General features: G+C 72.0%; 20 protein-coding genes. 4 read left to right on the forward strand and 16 right to left on the reverse strand.

From position 1 onward, the window contains the following. Positions 1-74 precede the first annotated feature (74 nt). The 6 genes from VHU88_21360 to VHU88_21385 form a co-directional block, all read right to left on the reverse strand. A complete protein-coding gene (locus tag VHU88_21360; GenBank protein HEX3614247.1) occupies positions 75-1,724 on the reverse strand; it encodes a bifunctional uroporphyrinogen-III C-methyltransferase/uroporphyrinogen-III synthase in 1,650 nt (549 codons plus the stop codon). 76 nt (positions 1,725-1,800) lie between these two features. Continuing rightward, positions 1,801-2,763, reverse strand: a complete 963-nt coding sequence (hemC, locus tag VHU88_21365; GenBank protein HEX3614248.1) for a hydroxymethylbilane synthase — start codon at positions 2,761-2,763, stop codon at positions 1,801-1,803. Beyond that, complete coding sequence (locus VHU88_21370) at positions 2,760-4,118, reverse strand: glutamyl-tRNA reductase (protein ID HEX3614249.1); 1,359 nt, start codon at positions 4,116-4,118, stop codon at positions 2,760-2,762. The genes hemC and VHU88_21370 overlap by 4 nt, the downstream gene beginning before the upstream one ends. Continuing rightward, the gene (locus tag VHU88_21375) at positions 4,115-4,888 is read right to left on the reverse strand and encodes a redox-sensing transcriptional repressor Rex (protein HEX3614250.1); all 774 of its coding nucleotides are present in this window, start codon (positions 4,886-4,888) and stop codon (positions 4,115-4,117) included. The genes VHU88_21370 and VHU88_21375 overlap by 4 nt, the downstream gene beginning before the upstream one ends. A 162-nt stretch (positions 4,889-5,050) precedes the next feature. Then, positions 5,051-5,323, reverse strand: coding sequence for a glutaredoxin family protein (locus VHU88_21380; protein ID HEX3614251.1), 273 nt, complete (start codon positions 5,321-5,323; stop codon positions 5,051-5,053). Next, positions 5,320-6,828 carry an AMP-binding protein gene (locus tag VHU88_21385; GenBank protein ID HEX3614252.1) on the reverse strand — a complete coding sequence of 503 codons (1,509 nt, stop codon included), beginning with the start codon at positions 6,826-6,828 and terminating at the stop codon, positions 5,320-5,322. The genes VHU88_21380 and VHU88_21385 overlap by 4 nt, the downstream gene beginning before the upstream one ends. Positions 6,829-6,935: 107 nt before the next feature. On the opposite strand from VHU88_21385, the gene VHU88_21390 reads away from it, so the two are divergent. The 3 genes from VHU88_21390 (at position 6,936) to VHU88_21400 (ending at position 10,314) form a co-directional block, all read left to right on the forward strand. Continuing rightward, positions 6,936-7,805 carry an HAD-IB family hydrolase gene (locus tag VHU88_21390; protein ID HEX3614253.1) on the forward strand — a complete coding sequence of 290 codons (870 nt, stop codon included), beginning with the start codon at positions 6,936-6,938 and terminating at the stop codon, positions 7,803-7,805. A 355-nt stretch (positions 7,806-8,160) separates the two neighbouring features. Next, positions 8,161-8,961, forward strand: coding sequence for an ECF subfamily RNA polymerase sigma factor, BldN family (locus VHU88_21395; GenBank protein ID HEX3614254.1), 801 nt, complete (start codon positions 8,161-8,163; stop codon positions 8,959-8,961). Positions 8,962-9,084: 123 nt separating this feature from the next. Next, complete coding sequence (locus VHU88_21400; protein HEX3614255.1) at positions 9,085-10,314, forward strand: DUF5667 domain-containing protein; 1,230 nt, start codon at positions 9,085-9,087, stop codon at positions 10,312-10,314. Between the two features lie 36 nt (positions 10,315-10,350). Here the strand turns inward: VHU88_21400 and VHU88_21405 are convergent, their stop codons facing one another. The 6 genes from VHU88_21405 to VHU88_21430 form a co-directional block, all read right to left on the reverse strand. Beyond that, positions 10,351-11,322 carry a lysophospholipid acyltransferase family protein gene (locus VHU88_21405; protein HEX3614256.1) on the reverse strand — a complete coding sequence of 324 codons (972 nt, stop codon included), beginning with the start codon at positions 11,320-11,322 and terminating at the stop codon, positions 10,351-10,353. Then, positions 11,315-12,403, reverse strand: coding sequence for an NAD-dependent epimerase/dehydratase family protein (locus tag VHU88_21410; GenBank protein ID HEX3614257.1), 1,089 nt, complete (start codon positions 12,401-12,403; stop codon positions 11,315-11,317). Before VHU88_21410 ends, VHU88_21405 begins: the two co-directional genes overlap by 8 nt. 27 nt (positions 12,404-12,430) lie before the next feature. Continuing rightward, positions 12,431-12,529 (reverse strand): AURKAIP1/COX24 domain-containing protein, encoded by a 99-nt coding sequence (locus tag VHU88_21415; GenBank protein ID HEX3614258.1) that lies wholly within the window; start codon positions 12,527-12,529, stop codon positions 12,431-12,433. A gap of 138 nt (positions 12,530-12,667) precedes the next feature. Further along, positions 12,668-12,877 carry a helix-turn-helix domain-containing protein gene (locus VHU88_21420; protein HEX3614259.1) on the reverse strand — a complete coding sequence of 70 codons (210 nt, stop codon included), beginning with the start codon at positions 12,875-12,877 and terminating at the stop codon, positions 12,668-12,670. A gap of 248 nt (positions 12,878-13,125) precedes the next feature. Beyond that, a complete protein-coding gene (locus tag VHU88_21425) occupies positions 13,126-13,920 on the reverse strand; it encodes a phosphatase (GenBank protein ID HEX3614260.1) in 795 nt (264 codons plus the stop codon). Next, complete coding sequence (locus tag VHU88_21430) at positions 13,917-15,101, reverse strand: acetoin utilization protein AcuC (protein HEX3614261.1); 1,185 nt, start codon at positions 15,099-15,101, stop codon at positions 13,917-13,919. Before VHU88_21430 ends, VHU88_21425 begins: the two co-directional genes overlap by 4 nt. 89 nt (positions 15,102-15,190) lie before the next feature. On the opposite strand from VHU88_21430, the gene VHU88_21435 reads away from it, so the two are divergent. Beyond that, positions 15,191-16,510 (forward strand): DUF445 domain-containing protein, encoded by a 1,320-nt coding sequence (locus tag VHU88_21435; GenBank protein HEX3614262.1) that lies wholly within the window; start codon positions 15,191-15,193, stop codon positions 16,508-16,510. A gap of 28 nt (positions 16,511-16,538) precedes the next feature. On the opposite strand, the gene proC is transcribed toward VHU88_21435, so the two are convergent. From proC to VHU88_21455, 4 genes are all read right to left on the reverse strand, one after another. After that, a complete protein-coding gene (proC, locus tag VHU88_21440; protein ID HEX3614263.1) occupies positions 16,539-17,348 on the reverse strand; it encodes a pyrroline-5-carboxylate reductase in 810 nt (269 codons plus the stop codon). A 34-nt stretch (positions 17,349-17,382) separates the two neighbouring features. After that, entirely contained in the window at positions 17,383-18,327 is a 945-nt protein-coding gene (locus tag VHU88_21445; protein ID HEX3614264.1) for a proline dehydrogenase family protein, read from the reverse strand. Between the two features lie 70 nt (positions 18,328-18,397). After that, positions 18,398-19,237: a sugar phosphate isomerase/epimerase gene (locus VHU88_21450; GenBank protein HEX3614265.1), complete on the reverse strand. Its 840-nt coding sequence runs from the start codon at positions 19,235-19,237 to the stop codon at positions 18,398-18,400. Continuing rightward, positions 19,221-20,174 carry a Ppx/GppA phosphatase family protein gene (locus VHU88_21455; protein ID HEX3614266.1) on the reverse strand — a complete coding sequence of 318 codons (954 nt, stop codon included), beginning with the start codon at positions 20,172-20,174 and terminating at the stop codon, positions 19,221-19,223. Before VHU88_21455 ends, VHU88_21450 begins: the two co-directional genes overlap by 17 nt. Positions 20,175-20,183 lie beyond the last annotated feature (9 nt).

The following is a 20,183-nucleotide window of genomic DNA, read 5'->3' on the forward strand; positions in this document are numbered from 1 at the left end:
CCCTGCCTGTCGGTCGTTATAACGACCGACAGGCAGGGACAAAAGTCGACGACTGCAAACCACCCGGACGGCGCTCAGCGCCGGCGGCGGACCGCCGTGCGCTTCTCCGACGGCCGAAGGGCGGACTCGCCGGCCTCGACGGCCTCGGCCTGCCGGGAGGCGCCGTACTCGGCCAGGGCGTCGGCCAGGTCGCGCGCCGAGGGGTTCGGCGCCAGCACGTCGACCCGCAGGCCGTGCTCCTCGGCCGCGGCCGCGGTGGCCGGGCCGATGCAGGCGATGACCGTCCCGGCGTGCGGCTTGCCGGCGATGCCGACGAGGTTCCGCACCGTCGAGGACGAGGTGAACACGACCGCGTCGAAGCCGCCGCTCTTGATCGCCTCGCGGACCGGGGCGGGCGGCGGGGCGGCGCGCACGGTCCGGTACGCGGTGACGTCGTCGACCTCCCAACCCAGCTCGATCAGGCCGGCCACCAGGGTCTCGGTGGCGATGTCGGCGCGGGGCAGGAAGACGCGGTTGATCGGGTCGAAGACCTCGTCGAACGGCGGCCAGTCGGCCAGCAGACCCTTGGCGGACTGCTCACCGCTGGGCACCAGATCGGCCTTGATGCCCCACGCGGCCAGGTCGGCAGCGGTCTGCTCACCGACTGCGGCGACCTTGATCCCGGAGAACGCCCGGGCGTCCAGGCCGTACTCCTCGAACTTCTCCCGCACGGCCTTGACCGCGTTGCGTGAGGTGAACGCGGTCCACTCGTAGCGTCCGGTGACCAGGCCCTTGATCGCCCGCTCCATCTGCTGCGGGGCCCGCGGCGGCTCGACGGAGATCGTCGGCACCTCCTCGGGCACCGCGCCGAACGAGCGCAGCCGGGAGACCAGGCCCGCCGACTGGTCCTTGGTGCGCGGCACGAGCACCCGCCAGCCGAACAGCGGCCGGGTCTCGAACCAGGACAGGGTGGCCCGCAGGTCGACCACGTCGCCGATGACGGTCACCGCAGAGCCGGTCAGCGGCTCGTTCGGCAACGCGTCAGCGACGTCGACCAACACCGAGGCGACAGTGCGCTGCGCGGTGGTGGTGCCGGCCCAGGTGGTCAGCACCGGGGTGGCCGGGTCGAGACCGGCCTCGATCAGCTTGGCGGCCGCGGTGCGGATCAGGCCCGCGTCGGAGGAGTTGGTCAGGACCAGCGTCGCGTCCTTGCTGGCCACCGAGAACCAGTCGGTCTTGGGGTCGTGCGCGTCGATGACCCGCACCTCGCGCACGGTGCGGCTGGTCAGCGGCACGCCCGCGAACGCCGGCACCGCCGACATCGCCGGGACGCCGGGCACGACCTGGAACTCGACACCGGCCTTCACGCAGGCGGCGGCCTCCTCGGCCAGGCCGACGTGCAGGGCCGGGTCGCCGTCCATCAGACGGACCACGCGGCGGCCACCCTTGGTCGCACCGATGACGGCCTTCGCGCGAGCGGCCGGGGTCAACACGGCGCCGCTGGGGTCGAACGCGCCGTCGACGACGACGACGTCGGGCGGGCAGCAGGTCAGCAGCTGCTCGCGGGCGTGGTCCCCGAGCACGACAACCTGGGCCTCGGCCAACAGCTCGGTGGCCGAGACCGTGAGCAGCCCGAGGTCGCCTGGGCCGGCACCGACGAAGGCAACCGTTCCGGACGCCGTCCTACGCGCCGCGGGGGCCTCGGGTGCAACCGCCTTGACGGGCGCCTTGCGAGTCGGGCTCATCTGTCGTACTCCGTTCCGGAGTGGCTCGGTGCGGGTCGGAAAGCGTGTGCGGCCGGCAGCGGTCTCAATCGCTGCCTCATCCCGGTTCTCGCTCGGCCGGCGGGCGCTCGGCCATGAGGTCCGCCGCACCCTCGGCGAGCATCTCCTCGGCCAACTTGCGGGCCAGGGAATCCGCGTCGGTCAAGGGCCCGGTGGTCGACAGCTTCACGCTGTGCGACCCGTCCGGGGCGCAGACGATTGCCCGGAGGTAGATCTCGGCCTCGTACTCCTCGTCGCCCTCGGCCGCCTCACCCAGCGCGCCGACCGGCGCGGAGCAGCCAGCCTCCAAGGTGGCCAGGACCGTGCGCTCGGCGTCGACCACGGCCCGGGTGTCCGGGTCCTCCAGGGCGGCGAGCAGTGCGAACAGTTCCGTGGCGGCGGCATCGTTCGGCTCGCGGCACTCGATCGCCAGCGCGCCCTGCCCGGGGGCCGGGAGCATCTGCAGCGGGTCGATCACCTCGGAGATCTCCTCGTCGCGACCCAGGCGCAGCAGGCCTGCGCGCGCGACCACTACCCCGTCCAACGTGCCTGCGGCGACCATCCGCAGCCGGGTGTCGACGTTGCCGCGGATCGGGACGACCTCCAGCCCGAAGCCGAGCGCGGCCAGTTGCGCGGCACGCCGCGGCGAGCCGGTGCCGATCCGCGAACCGGGCCGCAGCTCGCCCAGCGTCAGCCCGCGCGTGACGAGTGCGTCGCGCGGGTCGGTGCGCTGCGGCACCGCGGCGACGACCAGGCCGGGGGCCGGTTGGGTCGGCAGGTCCTTCAACGAGTGCACAGCGAAGTCGATCTCGCCGCGCAGCAGGGCCTCGCGCAGCGCCCCCACGAACACCCCGGTGCCGCCGATGCGGTCCAGCGGCTCGGCGGAGCTGTCCCCGGCGGTGCTGATCCGGACCAGCTCGACCGCTCGGCCGGTGGCCGCCGTGACCGCGTTCGCGACGTCCTCGGCCTGGGCGAGGGCCAGCGCACTGCCCCGAGTGCCCAGCCGCAGCACCGCCGTCACAGCAGCCCCAAACCGGAGCCGGGTGGGATCGCCGCGAGGTCGGCCTCGGCGATGTCCTCGGCCGCGAGATCGGCGCGGGTGACGGCCTCGACGGCGTTGCGGTCCAGGTCGAACAGTTCGCGCAGTGCGGCCGCGTAGGCGTGGCCGTCCGGCCCACTGGCCAGTTCCTTGACCCGCACGGTCGGGCCGTGCAGCAACTTGTCGACCACCCGCCGCACGGCACGGGTGATCTCCTCGCGAGCTCGCGGGTCCAGGTCGGGCAACCGCCCGGAAAGTCGGAGCATCTCGGCGGAGACGACGTCGTCGGCCATCGTGCGCAGCGCGGCGACAGTGGGGGCCACGTGGGAGGCCCGCTGCTCGGCGGCGTGTACCGCCACCTCGGCCGCGACGATCCGACGCGCGGCCTCGACCTCGGCCGGGCTACCGCCCGCTGTCTCGTCGTCGGCCAGCGTGTTCAGGTCGATCAGCCGCAGGCCAGGCAGTTCCGCTGCGCTCGGGTCGATGTCGCGCGGCATCGCCAGGTCGATCGCCACCAGCCGGCCCCGCGGGTGTCGGGCGAGCGCGGCGGAGAGTTCGGCAACGCCGATGACCTGCTCGGTGGCCCCGGTACAGCAGACCACCAGGTCGACCTCGGCCAGCGCGCCCGGGACCTCGCCCAGCGGGATGGCACGACCACCCAGCTCCCGGGCCAGGTGCTCGGCGCGGGCGTGGGTCCGGTTGGCGATCAGCAGTTCGCCGACGCCGGCCCGGTGCAGCGACGTCGCGGCCAGCGCGCTCATCGAACCGGCGCCGACGACCACGGCGCGGCGACCGGCCAGGCCGCCCAGCGCACTGCCGGCCTGCTCGAGCGCGACCCCGACCAACGACCGCCCAGCCGCGCCGATGCCGGTGGAGGTGCGGGTCAGCTTGCCGACCCGAAGCGCGTGCTGCACCAGCTCGTTCAGCACCCGACCGGCCGTGCCCAGCTCCTGCGCCTGCGCCAGGGCCGAACGGACCTGCCCGACGATCTGGCTCTCGCCGACGACCATCGAGTCCAGGCCTGCGGCCACCGAGAACAGGTGCTGGACGGCGCGGTCCTCGTAGTGCACGTAGAGGTGCGGCCGCAGCTCCTCCAGGCCCAGCCCGCTGTGCCGGCACAGCAGCTCGGAGAGGTCGGCCAGGCCGCCGTGGAACTTGTCGACCTCGGCGTAGAGCTCCACCCGGTTGCAGGTGGACAGCACCGCGATCTCCAGGACGTGCTCGGCCGCCGCGGCGTCGGTCATCAGCTTGACCAGCGCGTCGCCGCCGATCGTGACCCGCTCCAGCAGGCTCACCGGACCGGTCCGGTGCGACAACCCCATCACCAACACACTCACGGTGTCACCACCGCCGGCTCGGCGGCCGTGCGTTCCGGCTTGGTGCGGGTCCGCCCGGACGGCAGTTGCGGAGCCATCGCCTTGCGTTGTGCGTGGCAGGCCAGGATCTGCAGCTCCAAGGAGAGGTCCACCTTCCGCACGTCGACGCCGGGCGGGACGGTGAGCAGGATCGGGGCGAAGTTCAGGATGCTCGTCACACCGGCCTCGACCAGCCGGTCGCACACCGCCTGCGCCGCACCAGCCGGCGTGGCGATCACGCCGATGGACACCCCGCGGGCGGCCACCAGGTGTTCGAGATCGGCCAACGACTCGACCCGCACCCCGGCCAGGCTCTCCCCGATCCGATCGGGATCGGCGTCGATCAGCGCCGCGATCCGGAACCCGCGCGAGGAAAATCCCGCGTAGTTCGCCAGCGCGTGGCCCAGCGACCCGATACCCACGATTGCGACGGCCCAGTCCTGGGTCAAACCGAGTTCGCGGGAGATCTGGCGGACCAGGTACTCGACGTCGTAGCCGACCCCCCGGATCCCGTACGAGCCGAGATAGGACAGGTCCTTGCGCAGCTTGGCGGAGTTGACCCCGGTGGCCGCGGCCAGCAACTCGGAAGATACGGTCTGGACCCCCCGTTCGGCGCAGGCCAGCAGCGCTCGCAGGTACTCCGGCAACCGGGCGACGGTGGCGTCCGGCAGGCCGACCCGTCGGCTGGATCGAGACCTCGGGCGGATGGCGAGAGGGCGCCCAGTAGCGGCGCCGGCGCGGTTCTCGCTCACCGCGACGCCTGCGTTCGCCTGTGCGAGTCGCAGTTGGCGGGCACTGTGACACTCGTTCGCTCGCTGCGCTCGTCCACTCGGCCTCCGGTCCGATAACCCTCGGGGCGGACGCCAGAGTAAGCACTTGTGAACACGGGAACAAACTCGCGCGACCCCGTTGTCTCAGTATGTGAGACGGCCTCCGGGGCGCAGGGCGGCCCGCAACCGGTCCGGGTCGACCCGCCAGAAGTCGTGCTGAGCGCCGTCGACCAGGGTGACCGGGATCTGCTCCCACCAGCGCTTGTACAGCTCGTCGTCGGTCGTGATGTCGATCTCGGTCCACCCGACGCCGAGCTCCGCGGTGACCTCCGCGACCACTGCGGCGGCGACCTCGCAGAGGTGACAACCCGGTTTCGAGTACAGCGTCACGCGGACCGGCGGACCTTCGGTGGTCACTGCTCCCCCTCGTCGGTCGCGCGCAGCCGGCCGCGGGCGATGGTCCCGGCGATCGATCGGGGGAGGTCGGCGACGAACTCCACCTGCCGCGGCACCTTGAACCGGCCCAGCCGCTCGGCGCACCAGGCCCGCAGCGTATCCGCGGTGAGTCCCACGTCTGCCGCGGCGACCACGAACAGCTTCACGACCTGACCGGCCGCGTCGTCCGCGATCCCGACGACGGCCGCCTGCTCGACGCCGGGGTGGGCGCAGACGACGTCCTCGACCTCGCGGGGATAGACCGGGAAGCCGCTGACCGTGATCACGTCCGGCCGCCGGCTGACCATGAACAGGTCGCCGTCGGCGTCGCACCAGCCCATGTCGCCGGTGGCGTACCAGCCGTCGCGATCCGGGGCCGAGGCGCCGTCGGGCCAGTAGCCGGAGAACAGGTTCGGCCCGCGGACCTCGAGCTCGCCGGGGTCGCCATCGGCGGCCGGATGGCCGGCCCGGTCCATCACTCGGACCTCGATGCCGGGTATCGGCCGACCCACCGAACCCGGTTTCGACCGCATCGACGCCGACACCACCGGGGCCGCCTCGGTCAGCCCGTAGCCCTGCCAGACGGTCTTGCCGGTGGCCTCCCGGAAGACCTCGATCTCCCCCGCCGACAGCGGCGCCGAACCGCTGACCAGCACCCGGACCCCGGACAGCGCCGCACGGGCCGCCGGCTGGGCGGCCCAGCCGGCGAACATGCTGGGCGTGCCCGCGACGCTGGTGACGCCGGCCCGGGCGATCAGCGCCAACGTCGCCGCCGGGTCTGCGGCGTCGGCCGCCACCACGGTCGCGCCGGCGTGCAGCGCGTGGCCCAGGACGGCGTTGAGCCCGAACACGTGGAACAGCGGCAGCGCCAGCAGCACGGTGTCGCCGGGCATGACCGGCGCGGGGTCCAGCGCCGCGCACTGGGCCAGGTTCGCCAGCAGGGCCCGGTGGGAGAGCATCGCGCGCTTGGCCCGGCCGCCGGTCCCGGCCGTCTCGAGCAGCACCGCGGTGGCCTCGCCGCCGTAGTCGACCCGGGTTCGGGCACCGGCCGGGCGCGACGCGGGCCCGGCGGCGTCCAGGACCAGGACCGGCGCCGGGGAACCGGCCTGAGCCGCCGCCTCCGCGCCGGCGCGGGTCGTCGACTCGCCGCGCGCGTCGGCGAGCAGCAGGCGCGCACCGGTGGCCGTCAGCGCGCGGGTGACCTCGCCCGCCGCGGCCGTGTGGTCGATCGGGACGACGATCAGCCCGGCGCGCAGCGCGGCCAGGTAGCCGGTGACGAACTCCAGTGCGCCGCCCGCGGCCAGTCCGACGCGGTCGGCCATCCGCAGGTCGCGGCAGAGCAGTTCGGCGGCCAGGTCCTCGACCCGCCGCTGCAGATCGGCCCAGGTCAGCCGGGTGTCGCCGACGATAAGCGCGGGCCGGTCCGGGGTCCGTGCGGCGGCAGCCTGCGTCAGGTCGGCGAGGTTGGCTGCGGGTGCGGCGCTCACGTCGACCGAGTCTGCCAGTTGAGGGTCGCTGGAGTTCGCCCGCAGTTCGCCGGGCTGTCCGCGCGGACGATCCGGACGGTCGGCGGCACGGGTTAGGCTCGAACGCGATGGTTGGCAGCCTGCCTCCGGCAAGCGACTCGAGAGTCGGAGCCGGCCCGGTCCCAGGGGCGCGGACGGCGCCCCCGCACACCCGCCGCAGTGCGCCGGACCCCACCGCGGCGGCCTTCTTCGACGTGGACAACACCGTCGTGCGCGGCGCCTCCATCTTCCACCTCGCGCGCGGCCTCTACGCCCGGCGATTCTTCACAAACCGGGACATAGCACGTTTTGCGCTGATGCAACTGAAGTTCGTCGTGGCCGGTTCCGAGGATCTCGACCACATGAATTCGGCCCAGACCACCGCCCTTTCGTTCATCGAGGGTCGACCGGTGGAGGAAATCCAGGCGATCGGTGAGGAGATCTTCGACGAATTGATCTCCAAACGAATTTGGCCGGGAACCCGCGCGTTGACGCAGATGCATCTGCACGCCGGCCAACAGGTGTGGCTGGTCACGGCATCGCCGGTCGAACTGGCCCGGACCATCGCCGACCGCCTGGGCCTGACCGGGGCGCTGGGCACCGTGGCCGAGATAGAAAACGGCAGGTACACGGGCCGGCTGCACGGGAAACCGCTGCACGGACCGGCCAAGGCGGAGGCGATCGCGGCGCTCGCCGCGGTCGAGCACCTGGACCTGGAGCGCTGCTCCGCGTACAGCGACTCGGCCAACGACATACCTATGCTGGAGATGGTCGGACACCCCTGTGCAGTGAATCCGGACGCAGAACTCCGGGCCCACGCAAAGGCGAACGGATGGCGGATCCGGGATTACCGGACCAAGCGGAAAGCCGCGAAGATCGGATTGCCGACAGCGGCCGGAGCAGGGGCCTTGGCGGGCGGAATCGCCGCGGCAGCATCGGTGCATCGACGCCGCCAATAGTGATCACCAACGCACGCCGGTAGTTGCGCGGTATGCCTACTGATGCCCACGTTCGTCCCGGTTCTCACGTGATCGGCCGCAATGGTCAAGGTTCGTCCACAAAAGCTGTTCGACATCCGAATCCGCGCCTACCATCGCAAATGTCGGCCGAACGAGTGCCGTACGTCGGATGCCATGCCGGCGCACGCTCGGGCGGTTGACGAGAAGCAGCGCGGCTGATCCGAGCCGGACGCCGGTCGCATCGCCGGTGGCCCGTCGCTCAGCTGCGCTGCCCGCGCAACAGCTGCACGTCCCTACCGCACGTCCCAACCGCACGTCCCAACTGCCCGTCCGCCTCCGTCCGCCCGGGGAGCCGATGTCCCATCCCTCGTCGTCCGCATCAGGCCTGCCCGGCCTGTGCGCGGCCGTGCACTCCGCGCACGAGCCGCCGCGCGGATCGACCGGCTCGCGGCCCGGCCTTCCGCCGGAGCCGCGCGGCCCCTCGGTCACCTTCAACGTCAGCGCAGCTCGCGCCGGCGCCGGGTACGGCGTCCCCGCACCGGCCCCGTCGGTCGAGCGTTCCCAACCGGCCCTGCCGCCCACCCCCGACGACCGCAGCCCCACCGGCCCGGTCGGCCAACTGGTCGAGGCCGCCAAGGCGGGCGACACCGAGGCGTTCGCCGCGCTTTACGACCGCTACCTGGACACCGTCTACCGCTACGTCTACTACCGGGTCGGCTCCCGGCAGTTGGCCGAGGACCTGACCAGCGAGACCTTCCTGCGCGCCCTGCGCCGCATCGGGACCTTCACCTGGCAGGGCCGCGACTTCGCGGCCTGGTTGGTGACGATCGCCCGGAACCTGGTCGCCGACCACTTCAAGTCCAGCCGGTTCCGGCTGGAGATCACCACCGCCGACATGGTCGCCGCCGAGAGCGGCGACGAGGCGACGGAAGGGCCGGAGCACGCCGTGATGCGCGCGTGGACGAACGCGACGCTGCTGGAGGCGCTCAAACGGCTCAACCCGCAGCAGCAGGAGTGCCTGGTGCTGCGTTTCCTGCAGGGGCTCTCGGTTGCCGAGACGGCCCGGGTGATGGGCAAGAACGAGGGTGCGATCAAGACGCTGCAGTACCGGGCGGTGCGCACGCTCGCGGCCATCCTGCCGGAGGAGACCGCATGACTCGGACCCCGGCACAGCCGCGGTCGTCGCGGTGCGCGCCCCGTTGCGCCCGGAGCGTAACTTCCCGCCCGCGGGGTCGTTGTGCTGTCCGACGAGAGCAGGGGCGGGGGTGAGCGGGTGAGTATGCGGCCCATGGAACGCCGGCAGAGCAGGCAGTTCGCGCTGGCGCTCGAGGCTGCGGTTGCCGGCGACGCGCAGTTCCTGTTGCTGCGCAACGTGGCGGCCGGCCTGGCCGGTGCCGGGGCGATCATCACACCGAGCGCCGAGTTCAGCGACGCGCTGCGGGTACGCCTGCTCAACACCGCCCCGGCTGCGGTCGCACGGCCGACCGCGGCGCACTGGCGGCGTCGGCTGGTGGCCGCGGGCGCCGTGCTCACGATCTCCACCGGTGGCGTCGCGGCGACCGCCGTGGCCAGCACCCACGCGCTGCCCGGCGACCGGTTGTACGAGGTCAAGCGCGCGGTGGAGGGCGTCCAGCTCGCGCTGGCCAACGGCGACCGGGCGAAGGGCGACCAGTACCTGGCGATCGCCGCCACCCGGCTCTCCGAGGTCCAGGCGTTGCTGGCCCGCGACGGCAGCCAGTCCGCCGACCCTGTGGTGGTCCAGGAGTTGCGCGACACCCTCTCGGACATGTCCGATGCGCTGGCCTCAGGCAGCAACCACCTGTTCGCCGCGTTCGGCCACTACCAGGACCCGAAGGTTCTGGCCCCGCTCGCCGACTTCGTCGACCACCGCACCACGACGCTCAACGAGATGCGGGCGCTGCTGCCGGTCGAGCTGTTGCCCAAGCAGGACTCGCTGATCGGCGAGGTTCAGAGCATCGCCGCGCGGGTGGCCTCGGCCACCGGGACGCCGGCCCCGGCCGTCGACCGGACAGTCCAGACGACGCCGCTGAATCCGGCGCCTGCCGCGGCCCGGGCCAGCCGGTCCGACGCCGACCGCGAGGACCTCTCGCACCTGACCGACCCGACCGTTAACTCGGTTGACGACGCGGTCGCCTCGGCCCGCGAGAACGCCAAGAGCGCGAGCGCGAAGCATTCCCAGAGGTCGCACCGGGAGCAGACCGACGTCGAGCGTGACGTCCGCAGCCTGGTCGACACCGACCTGTTCGACCCGGCGGCCCGACCCAGTTTGGCCTCGAGCTCCGACGACCCGGCCGATTCGGATTCCGCCGGCCCGCTGCGCCCGACGCCGGCCGGGATGTCGTCGGCCGGCGGGTCGTTCCTGCTCGGGCTCCTGCCGCTGCCGGACGACTCGATCGACACGATGATCCCGGGCAGCCTGACCGCCGGCCTGGACTTCAGCCTGGCCCAGCTGGGCGGGCACTACAGCCACCTCGCGTCCGACCGCTAGGGCGTCCCTGACCGGGGTCCGACCCCGGCGCGCGGCTTACGTGAATACGGAGCGGCGCTGCATCAGCAGGCGGTAGAGGTCGGCCTGGATCGACTCGCGGACCCGGTCGGCCAGGTCGAACACGAGCATCGGGTCGTCGGCGGCGCCGGCCGGCTGGTCGTCGGTGAGGATCGGCGGGCCGAACTCGATGATCCACTTGCTCGGCAGCGGGACCAGGCCCAGCGTGCCGAGCAGCGGGAACGTCGGCGTGATCGGTAGGTACGGCAGGCCCAGCACCCGGGCGATCGAGCGCAGGTTGCCGATCACGGGGTAGATCTCCTCGGCCCCGACGACGGCGGCGGGGATGATCGGTGTCCGGGTCCGCAATGCGGCGGCCACGAACCCGCCCCGGCCGAAGCGCTGGAGCTTGTAGCGCTCCCGGAAGGGCTTTCCCAGACCCTTGTAGCCCTCCGGCCACACCCCGACGACCTCACCGGCCGCCAACAGCCGCTCCGCGTCCGGGACGCAGGCCAGCGTGGCCCCGGACTTGCGGGCCAGCGCGCCGAGGAACGGTGTCCCGAAGAGCAGGTCGGCGCCTAGCGGACGCAGACAACGCTTGGCCGGGTGGTGGTCGCCGATCGCGAGCATCATCATCAGCGTGTCGAGCGGCAGCGTGCCGGAGTGGTTGGAGACGACCAGCGCGCCGCCGGTGTCCGGGATGTTCGACAGCCCGCGCACCTCGACCCGGAACCAACGCGAGAACAGCGGCCGGAGCGGAGCGAGCAGCACAGACTCGGTCAGCTCGGCGTCGTAGCCGAAGTCGTCGATCGTGTAGTCCCCGGACAGCCGCCGCCGCAGGAATGCCAGGCTCCGGGCGACGCTCTGGTCCACGGCCCGCAACGGATTCCCCCTCCCGGCGTCCTGCGGGACCTTCTTGGACGCGGACGGCGGGCTCCCCACCGGCAGGCCCGACTCGCCGCCGGAGCGGCGCTCCTGCGGGCTGAACGGGATCACCCGGGCCTCACTCATCGACGTCGTCCCCGACCGCTGCCAGCACCCGGCCGGCCGCCGTGCGGGGCTGTGGAACCGGCAAGGAGAACGAGCGCACGGCCTCGAACGCCTGGTCGGCCGCGTGGGCCAGCCGGTCCGGGGTGAGCGGGCCGCGCCCGCGGACGTCGAGGAACTCGTCGAAGGTCGCCAATGTGCTGTGCGTGGGCCGGAACCCGAACCGCTCCCACAACCGAGCGGTGTCGACCGCCCGGCCGTGGGTGAGGAACTCGACGATCTCCTCGCTCAGATTCAGCATGCCGGCCCGACGCAACAACGTGCCGACCGAGCCCATCGCCCGGGACGGAACGGCCATCGTGGGGCGTCCGGCTCGGCGGGCAGCCTGCGACATCAGCAGCACGCCCGGCCCGGCCACGTTGAACACGCCGCGGTGGTCGCCGATCACGGCCCGCCGCAGCACTTCCAGGCCGTCCTCGACGTGGACGAACTGCAGGCGCGCGTCATGGCCGAGCACGGTCGGCACGACCGGCAGCGTGAACAGCCGGGTCAACGGGGAGTCGACGTCCGGGCCCATGAAATTGGCGAACCGCAGCACGGCGACCGCGACGTCGGCCCGACGCCGGCCGAAGCCGCGCACGTAGCTCTCGACCTCGACGGCGTCCTTGGCGTAGCCACCGCGCGGCGGCACGACCGGCTCGGTCGTCTCGGTGAACAGTGCCGGGTCGCGGAACGAGCACCCGTAGACCGCGGTCGTGGACTTCACGATCAGCCGGCGCAGGCTCGGCGCCTTCTGACAGGCCGCGAGCAGCTGCATCGTGCCGATGACGTTGACTTCCTTCACCGACGACCGGTTCGCCGAGCCGCCGCCGGAGCGGCTGACGCTCATGTGCACGACCGTGTCGACCTCCGCGGCTCCGATCACCCTGGCGATGATCGGGTTGCGGATGTCGGCTCGGACGAACTCAGCGCGGCCCAGGTCGGTACGCGGCGGGATCGTGTCGATGCCGATCACGCGGTCGACCCCTGGCTCGTCGTTCAACCGGCGCACGAGCCGACTTCCCAATGGCCGTGCGACTCCGGTGACCAGAACTGTCCGCCCCATACCTGCCCAGTCCTAGCGGGTGCGCCGCTACTTCTTGTTGCGGCGCTGGACCCGGGTCCGCTTGAGCAGCTTGCGGTGCTTCTTCTTCGCCATCCGCTTGCGACGCTTCTTGATTACAGAGCCCACTGCGTAACCTTCGCTCACCGGTGACGCCACGTGCAGTCGAACCCGCGCGTGATCGAGGCCTCAGCCTATCCGCACACGAAGCGACGCCGACCCGCGGATGGCGGATCGGCGTCGAGAGGCATAGCAGTGCCGGCGGCGTCAGCCGATGTCGGCCTCGTAGTAGGACGACTGCAGGTAGGCCTGCACCGCATTCTCGGGCACCCGGAACGAACGACCCACGCGAACCGCAGGCAGCTCCCCGTTGTGCACCAGGCGGTACACGGTCATCTTCGATACCCGCATCTTCGTGGCGACTTCTGCCACGGTCAGGAACGAGACGTCGGCGAGCGGTTGCTCGTTCGAAGCCATGGACGCACCGGACCTTTCGACCGCAACGGCGCCGCGAGGGTAGGGCCCGCGGATGTCACGAAGGCGGGACTCCCACGTGAACACGTCAACATTAGTGGCCAGAGGTACGGATGGGGAAGGGGCCGCATTGTGCCCGATACCCAGTGACGCCGATGGAGCGACACGCGTTGACCGTTATGGACCGATATTTGATGACATAGCGGACCGCTCGGCGCCTCTGCTTTACCACCCGAAGGGGTGAACTTTCCTCAGATCCCAGCCGTTTCCAGCAGGTATTCGATCACTGGCAGGTACAGGTAAGGGCTCACGTTGTCGTCCAACGGGACGACAACGTCGACCTTCCCGTCCTCCTCGCCCACAAACAAGGCCGGGTCGTTGCAGTCGGCGAACCCGACGACGGACAGCCCGGCCTCCCCCGCCGCACCGGCCCAACCGTGGTCGGCGACCACCAGGTCCGGCAGGTCCTGCCCGCTCTCGTCGAGCAGTTCGAGGATTCCCTGCATGGGCCGGGCCGAGTGGGTGTGGTTGAGCGCGCCGCGGTCGGAGACCATCGCGACGTCGCCGACGTAGCGGACCTCCCGCTCCTCCGGTTCACCCCTGCGACGCTCGATATGGCGCAGGCCGGAGCCGGGAGTCAGCAATCGGCACCCGGCCCGGCGCAACGCGGTAGCGAGCTCGAGGTGCACCTGGAGCAGCCCCGAGGGGTGCCCTGTCGCCAACAGCACACTGCCTCGTGCCGCGGCGATCTCACCGATGCTGGCACCGGCGGCGTCGAGCTGCGCCAGGGTGAGATCCGGGTCGATCGTGTCGGGCCCGGACAGGTGCCTCGGGTCCGGATCGACGCCGCAGCGCCGGACCATCACGGCCAGCACGTCGTCCGGCGTCCAGTGCCGATCCGAGGTGAGACCGAATTTGGGGTAAACGGCGTCCGAGGCAAAATTCCGGTAACTGCGCAGATTGGCCTCCCGCGGGGTGGCCACGTCGCCCGCGATGGCCGATTTCCGCAGGTGGTCGACCAATCGTCGACGGGATTCGACGGTCATGCCGCCGTCGCAGGATCGAGACCGTGGGCCGCGAACGTGGCCGCCCGGGTGGCACGGATCGCCTCGTCGACGGCGTCCGCGCCGCCGGTACCCCAAGGTTCGAAGGCGGCGTCCGCACCGTCGGTCATCCGCAGCGGTGCGCTGCCGCCCAACGACCCGACGTGGGCCTGCCAGTCGGCGGTGGTGTCCAGGCCCGGGTCGAGCGGTTCCCCGGTGAGCTCGGCCAGCAGGTGGGTCCAGGAGCGCGGCACCACCTCGACCAGGGCGTAGCCGCCGCCCCCGGTGGCCAGCCAACGGCCGCCGGACACCTCGTGGGCGAGCTCGTGCAGCCGGGCGTACGAGCGGCGTTGGCCGTCGACGGTCATGGTCAGGTGTGCCAGCGGGTCCTCGGCGTGGGTGTCGCAGCCGTGCTGGGTGACCAGGACCTGCGGGGCGAAGGCCCGCAGCAGCGGCGGGACGACGGCCTCGAATGCCCGCAACCAGCCCGCGTCGCCAGTGCCGGCCGGCAGGGCGACGTTGACCGAGGAGCCCGGCGCGCCCGGCCCGCCGGTCTCGTCCGGGAATCCGGTGCCCGGGAACAGGGTCCGGCCGGACTCGTGCAGCGAGATCGTGAGCACCCGCGGGTCGTGGAAGAACAGTTCCTGCACGCCGTCGCCGTGATGCACGTCGACGTCGACGTAGGCGACCCGCTCGGCCCCGAGCTCGAGCAGCCGGGCAATGCCCAGCGCGACGTCGTTGAACACGCAGAAGCCGCTGGCCGACCCGGCCAGGGCGTGGTGCAGGCCGCCGGCGATGTTGATCGCGTGCCCGGCCTCGCCGTGCCAGACCGCCTCGGCGGCGGCCACGCTCTGCCCGGCCACCAGCGCGGAGGCCTCGTACATGCCGTGGAAGGTGGGGTTGTCGCCGGTGCCGAGCCCTCGGTAGAGGTCGGTCTGGAGCGGATCGACGCCCGCCCGGCGCACCGCGGCCAGGTACGGCGCCTCGTGCAGCAGGCGCAGGGTCTTCTCCTGAGCACCCGGCGCCGCCTGCACGCTGACGTCGGAACGGTCGAGGATGCCGAACTCGCGGGCCAGCCGCATGGTCAGGTCGACCCGCACCGGGGCCAGCGGGTGACCGCGGCCGAAGTTGTAGCCGATCAACGCGGGGTCCCACATGACCCGCGTCGGCACGGAACACCTCATGGATTCGAATTTAGGGCATATCGCCGCCGCGGGTCGGACGGCGGCACGACGTCCCGGACGATCACCGCGTCGGCCCCTAGGCTGCCGACATGACCGCTCCGGGCCCGGCGGCCGGACCGCTGGCGCGCGTCGTCGGCGGGGTGGACGACCCGGTCGGGCGAGCCGCGCTGCGCCGGATGAAGCTGCGGGCCACCGGACTGCTGGCGGTCGCGGGTGCGGTCTTCCTGGTGACGTTCGCGCTGCCGGACGCCGGCTGGGTCGGCTTCGTGCAGGCCGCCGCCGAGGCCGGGATGGTCGGCGGCCTGGCGGACTGGTTCGCGGTCACCGCGCTGTTCCGCCACCCGCTCGGCCTACCGATCCCGCACACCGCGCTGGTGCCTCGGCAGAAGGACGTGCTGGCGGCCAAGCTCGGGGAGTTCGTCACCGGCAACTTCGTCACGCCCGACGCGGTCGCCGCGCAGGTGCGCGCGGCGCGGCCGGTCGAGCGGGTGGCGCACTACCTGGCCGATCCGGAGCGGGGGCGCGCGCTGGCCCGCGCCGCGTCGGTCCCGTTGGCGGCGGCCGTGGACTCGCTGGACCCGCGCGCCCTGGCCGAGGTCCTGTTCGAGGCGCTGCACACGGATCTGAGGCACCGTCAGGCGGACGGGAGGTCCTGGGCGCCCCGGATCGGGGAGGTGCTGCGCACCGCCGTGGAGGGCCGCGGGCGGCAGCCGCTGGTCGACGTCCTGGTGATCTCGGCCCGCGACCACCTGCGCGAGCACCGCGCCGACTGGCACGACTTCCTGATGAGCCTCGGCGACTCCATGGGCCCGATCCTGCGGGTCTTGACCACGCGCGGCCGGGTGGACCGAGTCCTCGACTACCTCCTGCGGACCCTGGACGACATGATCCGGCAGGGCCGCGACCACCGGATGCGGCGCACGCTCGACGACGGGCTGCTGCGCTTCGCCGAGCAACTGCGCACCAACCCGGACCACGCCCGCGCGGTCGACGAGCAGCTGCTGGAGTGGGTGCAGGACCCGGGGATCCAGGAACACCTCGCCTCGGTCGTCACCGACCTGCTCGGCTCGGTGCGCGGGTCGTTGACGGCACCGGACGGGGCGTTCGAGAGCCAGGTGGCGGCGGTCCTGCGGAAGCTCGGCCAACGATTGCAGACCGACCCGGAGTTCACCGCCCACGCGAACGACTACCTGGACCGGGCGATCCGCTGGGTCGTCGGGGAGTACGGCGACCAACTGGTGACGCTGATCCACTCCCAGGTGCAGGCCTGGGACGCCCACGACGCCTCCAGCCGCATCGAGACCGCGGTCGGGAAGGACCTGCAGTTCATCCGGATCAACGGAACCGTGGTCGGCGCCTTGGCCGGGCTGGCCATCCACTCCGTCGCCGTGGGAATCCAGCACATCTGACTACCAGTCAGATCAAACTGACGGGTAGTCAGCCGATGCCGGAGGCCAGCTCCCGGGACCGGTCGCGGGCGGCCTCCAACGCGGCCAGCAGTGCGGCGCGCACGCCGTGGTTCTCCATCTCCCGGATCGCCGCGATCGTGGTTCCGGCCGGCGACATGACCGCCTCGCGCAGCTTGACCGGGTGCTCACCGGTCTCCTTCAGCATCCGCGCCGAGCCGATCGCGGTCTGCACGATCAGTTGGTACGCCACCTCGCGGGGCAGCCCGAGCAGGATCCCGGCGTCGGTCATCGCCTCGACCAGGTAGAAGAAGTACGCCGGGCCGGACCCGGACAGCGCGGTGACCGCATCCTGCTGGGCCTCGGGCACCCGGATGACCTCACCGACCGGGGTCAGCAGGCTCTCCGCGGTGCGCAGGTGCTCCGGGCCGGCGTGCGATCCGGGCGAGATCGCGCTCATCGCCGCGTCGACGAAGACCGCGGTGTTCGACATGACCCGGACCACCGGGACCTCCGCGCCGACGTGGCGCTCGATGAACGCCGTCGGGATGCCTGCCGCGACCGAGACGACCAACTGGTCCGGTCGCACGTCGCCGCCGATCTCGGTCAGCAGCCCGGCCATGTCCTGCGGCTTCACGGCCAGCAGGATGATGTCGGCGGACTTGACGGCCTCGGCGTTGCCCGGCGTCGCGACCCCGTAGGTCTCGCGCAGGAACTTGGCCCGCTCCGGGTGCCGTTCGGCCACCACCACCGCGTCGGCGCTGCGACCGGCCCGGAGCATGCCGGAAAGCAGTGCCTCTCCCATCTTGCCGCCGCCCAGCACGGCCACCCGCTGCGTCATGCCGCCACTCTGCCACGTCGTGGCCGGGGCGGACTCAGCCCTTGGTGAGCACGGCGCGGGCGAAGAACGCCACGTTGGCGGGGCGCTCGGCCAGCCTACGCATCAGGTACGGGTACCACTGCTCCCCGAACGGGACGTAGACCCGCACGGTGGCGCCGGTGTCGGCCAACCGGCGTTGCTCGTCGGGCCGGACGCCGTGCAGCATCTGGTACTCGAACTCGCCCGCCGCGCGGTGCGCCCCGGAAGCCAGGTGGCCGGCGATCGTGATCAACCGGGGGTCGTGGGTGGCGACCATCGGTCGGCCCTGACCCTCCATCAGAACTCGCAGGCACCGGACGTAGTTGCGGTCGACCTCGGCGGGGTCCTGGTACGCGACCGACGGCGGCTCGCGGTAGGCGCCCTTGCACAGCCGGACCCGGGAGCCCGGCCCGGACAGCTCCCGGGCGTCGGTCAGCGTGCGGTGCAGGTAGGCCTGCAGGACCGCGCCGACCCACGGGTGGTCCGCGCGCAGCTCGCGCAGCGTCTCCAGGGTCGCGTCGGTGGTGGTGTGGTCCTCCATGTCCAGCGTCACCGTGGTGCCGTGCCGGGCGGCGGCCGCGCAGATCTGCCGGGCATGGTCCAGCGCCAGCTTCGCGCCGTCCGGGCCGAGGAACTGGCCCAGCGAGGACAGCTTCACCGAGATCTCGGCCTTGCCGGTCAGCCCAGCCGCGCCGAGGGCGTCCAGTGCGGCGATGCACGAGTCGCGCATCGCGGCCGCGTCGGCGCGGTCGGAGGTGTCCTCACCGAGGTGGTCCAGCGAGACGTGCATGCCGCGCTCGACGAGCTCGCCGGCGACCCGGACCGCCTCGGGCAGCTCCTGCCCGGCGACGAACCGACGGACGATCCCCCGCGTCCCCGGGGCGGCGACCACCGCCGACCGGATCGAGCCGGAGCGGGCGGCCGCCAGGATCGCGCGTCGCATCAGCAGCGAAGGGTTCACAACGATCATGGTGCCGCGACAGCTCCCGCCGTGCGCCCAATTCCTGCGACTTCGATGCGGGGCGCGGGGGTCAGGCGTGCTGGGGCGGGTCGACCGGGGCGGCCAGGTGCAACCGGGTGAACGCCAGGGCCTCGATCAGCTCGGACTCGCGCTGCTGTCGGTTCGAGCAGCGGCGGGTGTTCACCTCCAGCACGACGTTGCCGCTGAAGCCGCGGGCCGTCAGCGTCTCGAGCACCGCGGCGCAGGGCTGGTTGCCCCGGCCGGGGATCAGGTGCTCGTCCTTGTTCGTGCCGGAGCCGTCGGCCAGGTGCAGGTGGCGCAGCCGGTGGCCGAGCGTCTCGATCATCGCCAGCGGGTCGGAGTGCGAGGTCGAGGTGTGCGAAAGGTCCAGGGTCACCGACGGGTAGTCGTGCTCGAGGATGTCCCAGTCCGGCGCGTAGGCCTGCATGGCCCGGTTGCCGGCCCGCCACGGGTACATGTTCTCCACCGCGAACGCGATCGGCGTCTCCTGCGTCATGCGGTTGAGGCCCTCGACGAACGTCCGCGCGTACTCCCGCTGCCACCGGAACGGCGGATGCACCACGACGGTGGTGGCCCCGAGCTCGGTGGCGACCTCCCGGGCGCGTTCCAGCTTCGTCCACGGGTCGGTGCTCCACACCCGCTGGGTGATCAGCAGGCAGGGCGCGTGGATCGCGGTGATCGGCAGCCCGTGATAATCCGAGAGGTGCCGCAGCGCGGCCGCGTCCTGGCTGACCGGGTCGACGCCGACCATGACCTCGACACCGTCGAATCCCAACGACGCCGCGATGTCGAATGCCGCGCCGGTCGACTCCGGGTAGACCGACGAGGTCGACAGACACACCTTCGCCTCGGACAGGCGAAGAAACCCGTCCTCAGATCTGGCTGTCAAAGATCCAGTCCAGTCTGCGCAGGATGACGCCTTCGCGGAGCGCCCAGGGGCAGATCTCCACCTCGTCCAGTCCGCACTCCTCCAATGCCGCCTCGGCCACGATCGCGCCCGCGAGCAACTGCTGGGCTCGACCCGGGGACACCCCGGGCAGCTCGGCGCGCTCGGCCGCGGTCATCCGGCTGAGCTTGCCCGTCCAATAGCCCAGGTCGACGCGGGAGAGCACCCGCCGCACGTAGCGGCCGTCCGAACTCGGTGCGGCGCCGGCCAGCCGGGCCAACTGCTTGAACGTCTTCGACGTCGCGACGGCGCGGTCGACCGGGCCGGTGCCGAGCAGCTTGGGCACGGTGGTGGCGAGTTCGCCCTGGGCGCGACGCCGGACCGCCTCGACGGTCTCCAGGTCGGGCGGGTCGCCGGGCATCGCCGAGCGGGTCAGCCGGGCGGCGCCCAACGGCAGCGAGACCGCCGTCTCCGGTTCCTCGTCGACGCCGACCGCCATCTCCAACGAGCCGCCGCCGATGTCCAGCACCAGCAGCCGACCGGCCGACCAGCCGAACCACCGGCGCGCGGCGAGAAAGGTGAGCCGGGCCTCGTCGTCGCCGGCCAGCACGGCCAGCTCGACCCCGGTCTTGCTGCGGATCTCGCCGAGCACCTCGTCGGCGTTCTTCGCGTCGCGGATCGCCGAGGTGGCGAAGGCCAACAGTTCCTCGGCGTTGGTCTGCTCGGCGATCTTCTGCGCCCGCGCGACGATCGAGACCAGTTCGGTCACGCCGCGGCGCCCGAGATAACCGTCGCGCCGGAGGTGATCGACCAGTCGCAACTCGGTCTTGTGCGAGTACGCGGCCCACGGCCGAGCACCGTGGTGCGCGTCCATGACCAACAGGTGGACCGTGTTGGAACCGATGTCCAGCACGCCGAGCCGCATTGCCCGACCGTACATCCCGGCCGT

Source organism: Sporichthyaceae bacterium (assembly GCA_036269075.1).
Lineage (GTDB): Bacteria > Actinomycetota > Actinomycetes > Sporichthyales > Sporichthyaceae > DASQPJ01.

Excerpts from the sequence above, each read along its gene's own strand:
- VHU88_21360 (HEX3614247.1), bottom strand. The coding sequence starts at position 1,724 with ATGAGCCCGACTCGCAAGGCGCCCGTCAAGGCGGTTGCACCCGAGGCC.
- proC (HEX3614263.1), bottom strand. The coding sequence starts at position 17,348 with ATGACGCAGCGGGTGGCCGTGCTGGGCGGCGGCAAGATGGGAGAGGCA.
- VHU88_21425 (HEX3614260.1), bottom strand. The coding sequence starts at position 13,920 with ATGACCGTCGAATCCCGTCGACGATTGGTCGACCACCTGCGGAAATCG.
- VHU88_21435 (HEX3614262.1), top strand. The coding sequence starts at position 15,191 with ATGACCGCTCCGGGCCCGGCGGCCGGACCGCTGGCGCGCGTCGTCGGC.
- VHU88_21395 (HEX3614254.1), top strand. The coding sequence starts at position 8,161 with ATGTCCCATCCCTCGTCGTCCGCATCAGGCCTGCCCGGCCTGTGCGCG.
- VHU88_21400 (HEX3614255.1), top strand. The coding sequence starts at position 9,085 with ATGCGGCCCATGGAACGCCGGCAGAGCAGGCAGTTCGCGCTGGCGCTC.
- VHU88_21420 (HEX3614259.1), bottom strand. The coding sequence starts at position 12,877 with ATGGCTTCGAACGAGCAACCGCTCGCCGACGTCTCGTTCCTGACCGTG.
- VHU88_21455 (HEX3614266.1), bottom strand. The coding sequence starts at position 20,174 with ATGTACGGTCGGGCAATGCGGCTCGGCGTGCTGGACATCGGTTCCAAC.
- VHU88_21430 (HEX3614261.1), bottom strand. The coding sequence starts at position 15,101 with ATGAGGTGTTCCGTGCCGACGCGGGTCATGTGGGACCCCGCGTTGATC.
- VHU88_21390 (HEX3614253.1), top strand. The coding sequence starts at position 6,936 with ATGGTTGGCAGCCTGCCTCCGGCAAGCGACTCGAGAGTCGGAGCCGGC.
- VHU88_21405 (HEX3614256.1), bottom strand. The coding sequence starts at position 11,322 with ATGAGTGAGGCCCGGGTGATCCCGTTCAGCCCGCAGGAGCGCCGCTCC.
- VHU88_21410 (HEX3614257.1), bottom strand. The coding sequence starts at position 12,403 with ATGGGGCGGACAGTTCTGGTCACCGGAGTCGCACGGCCATTGGGAAGT.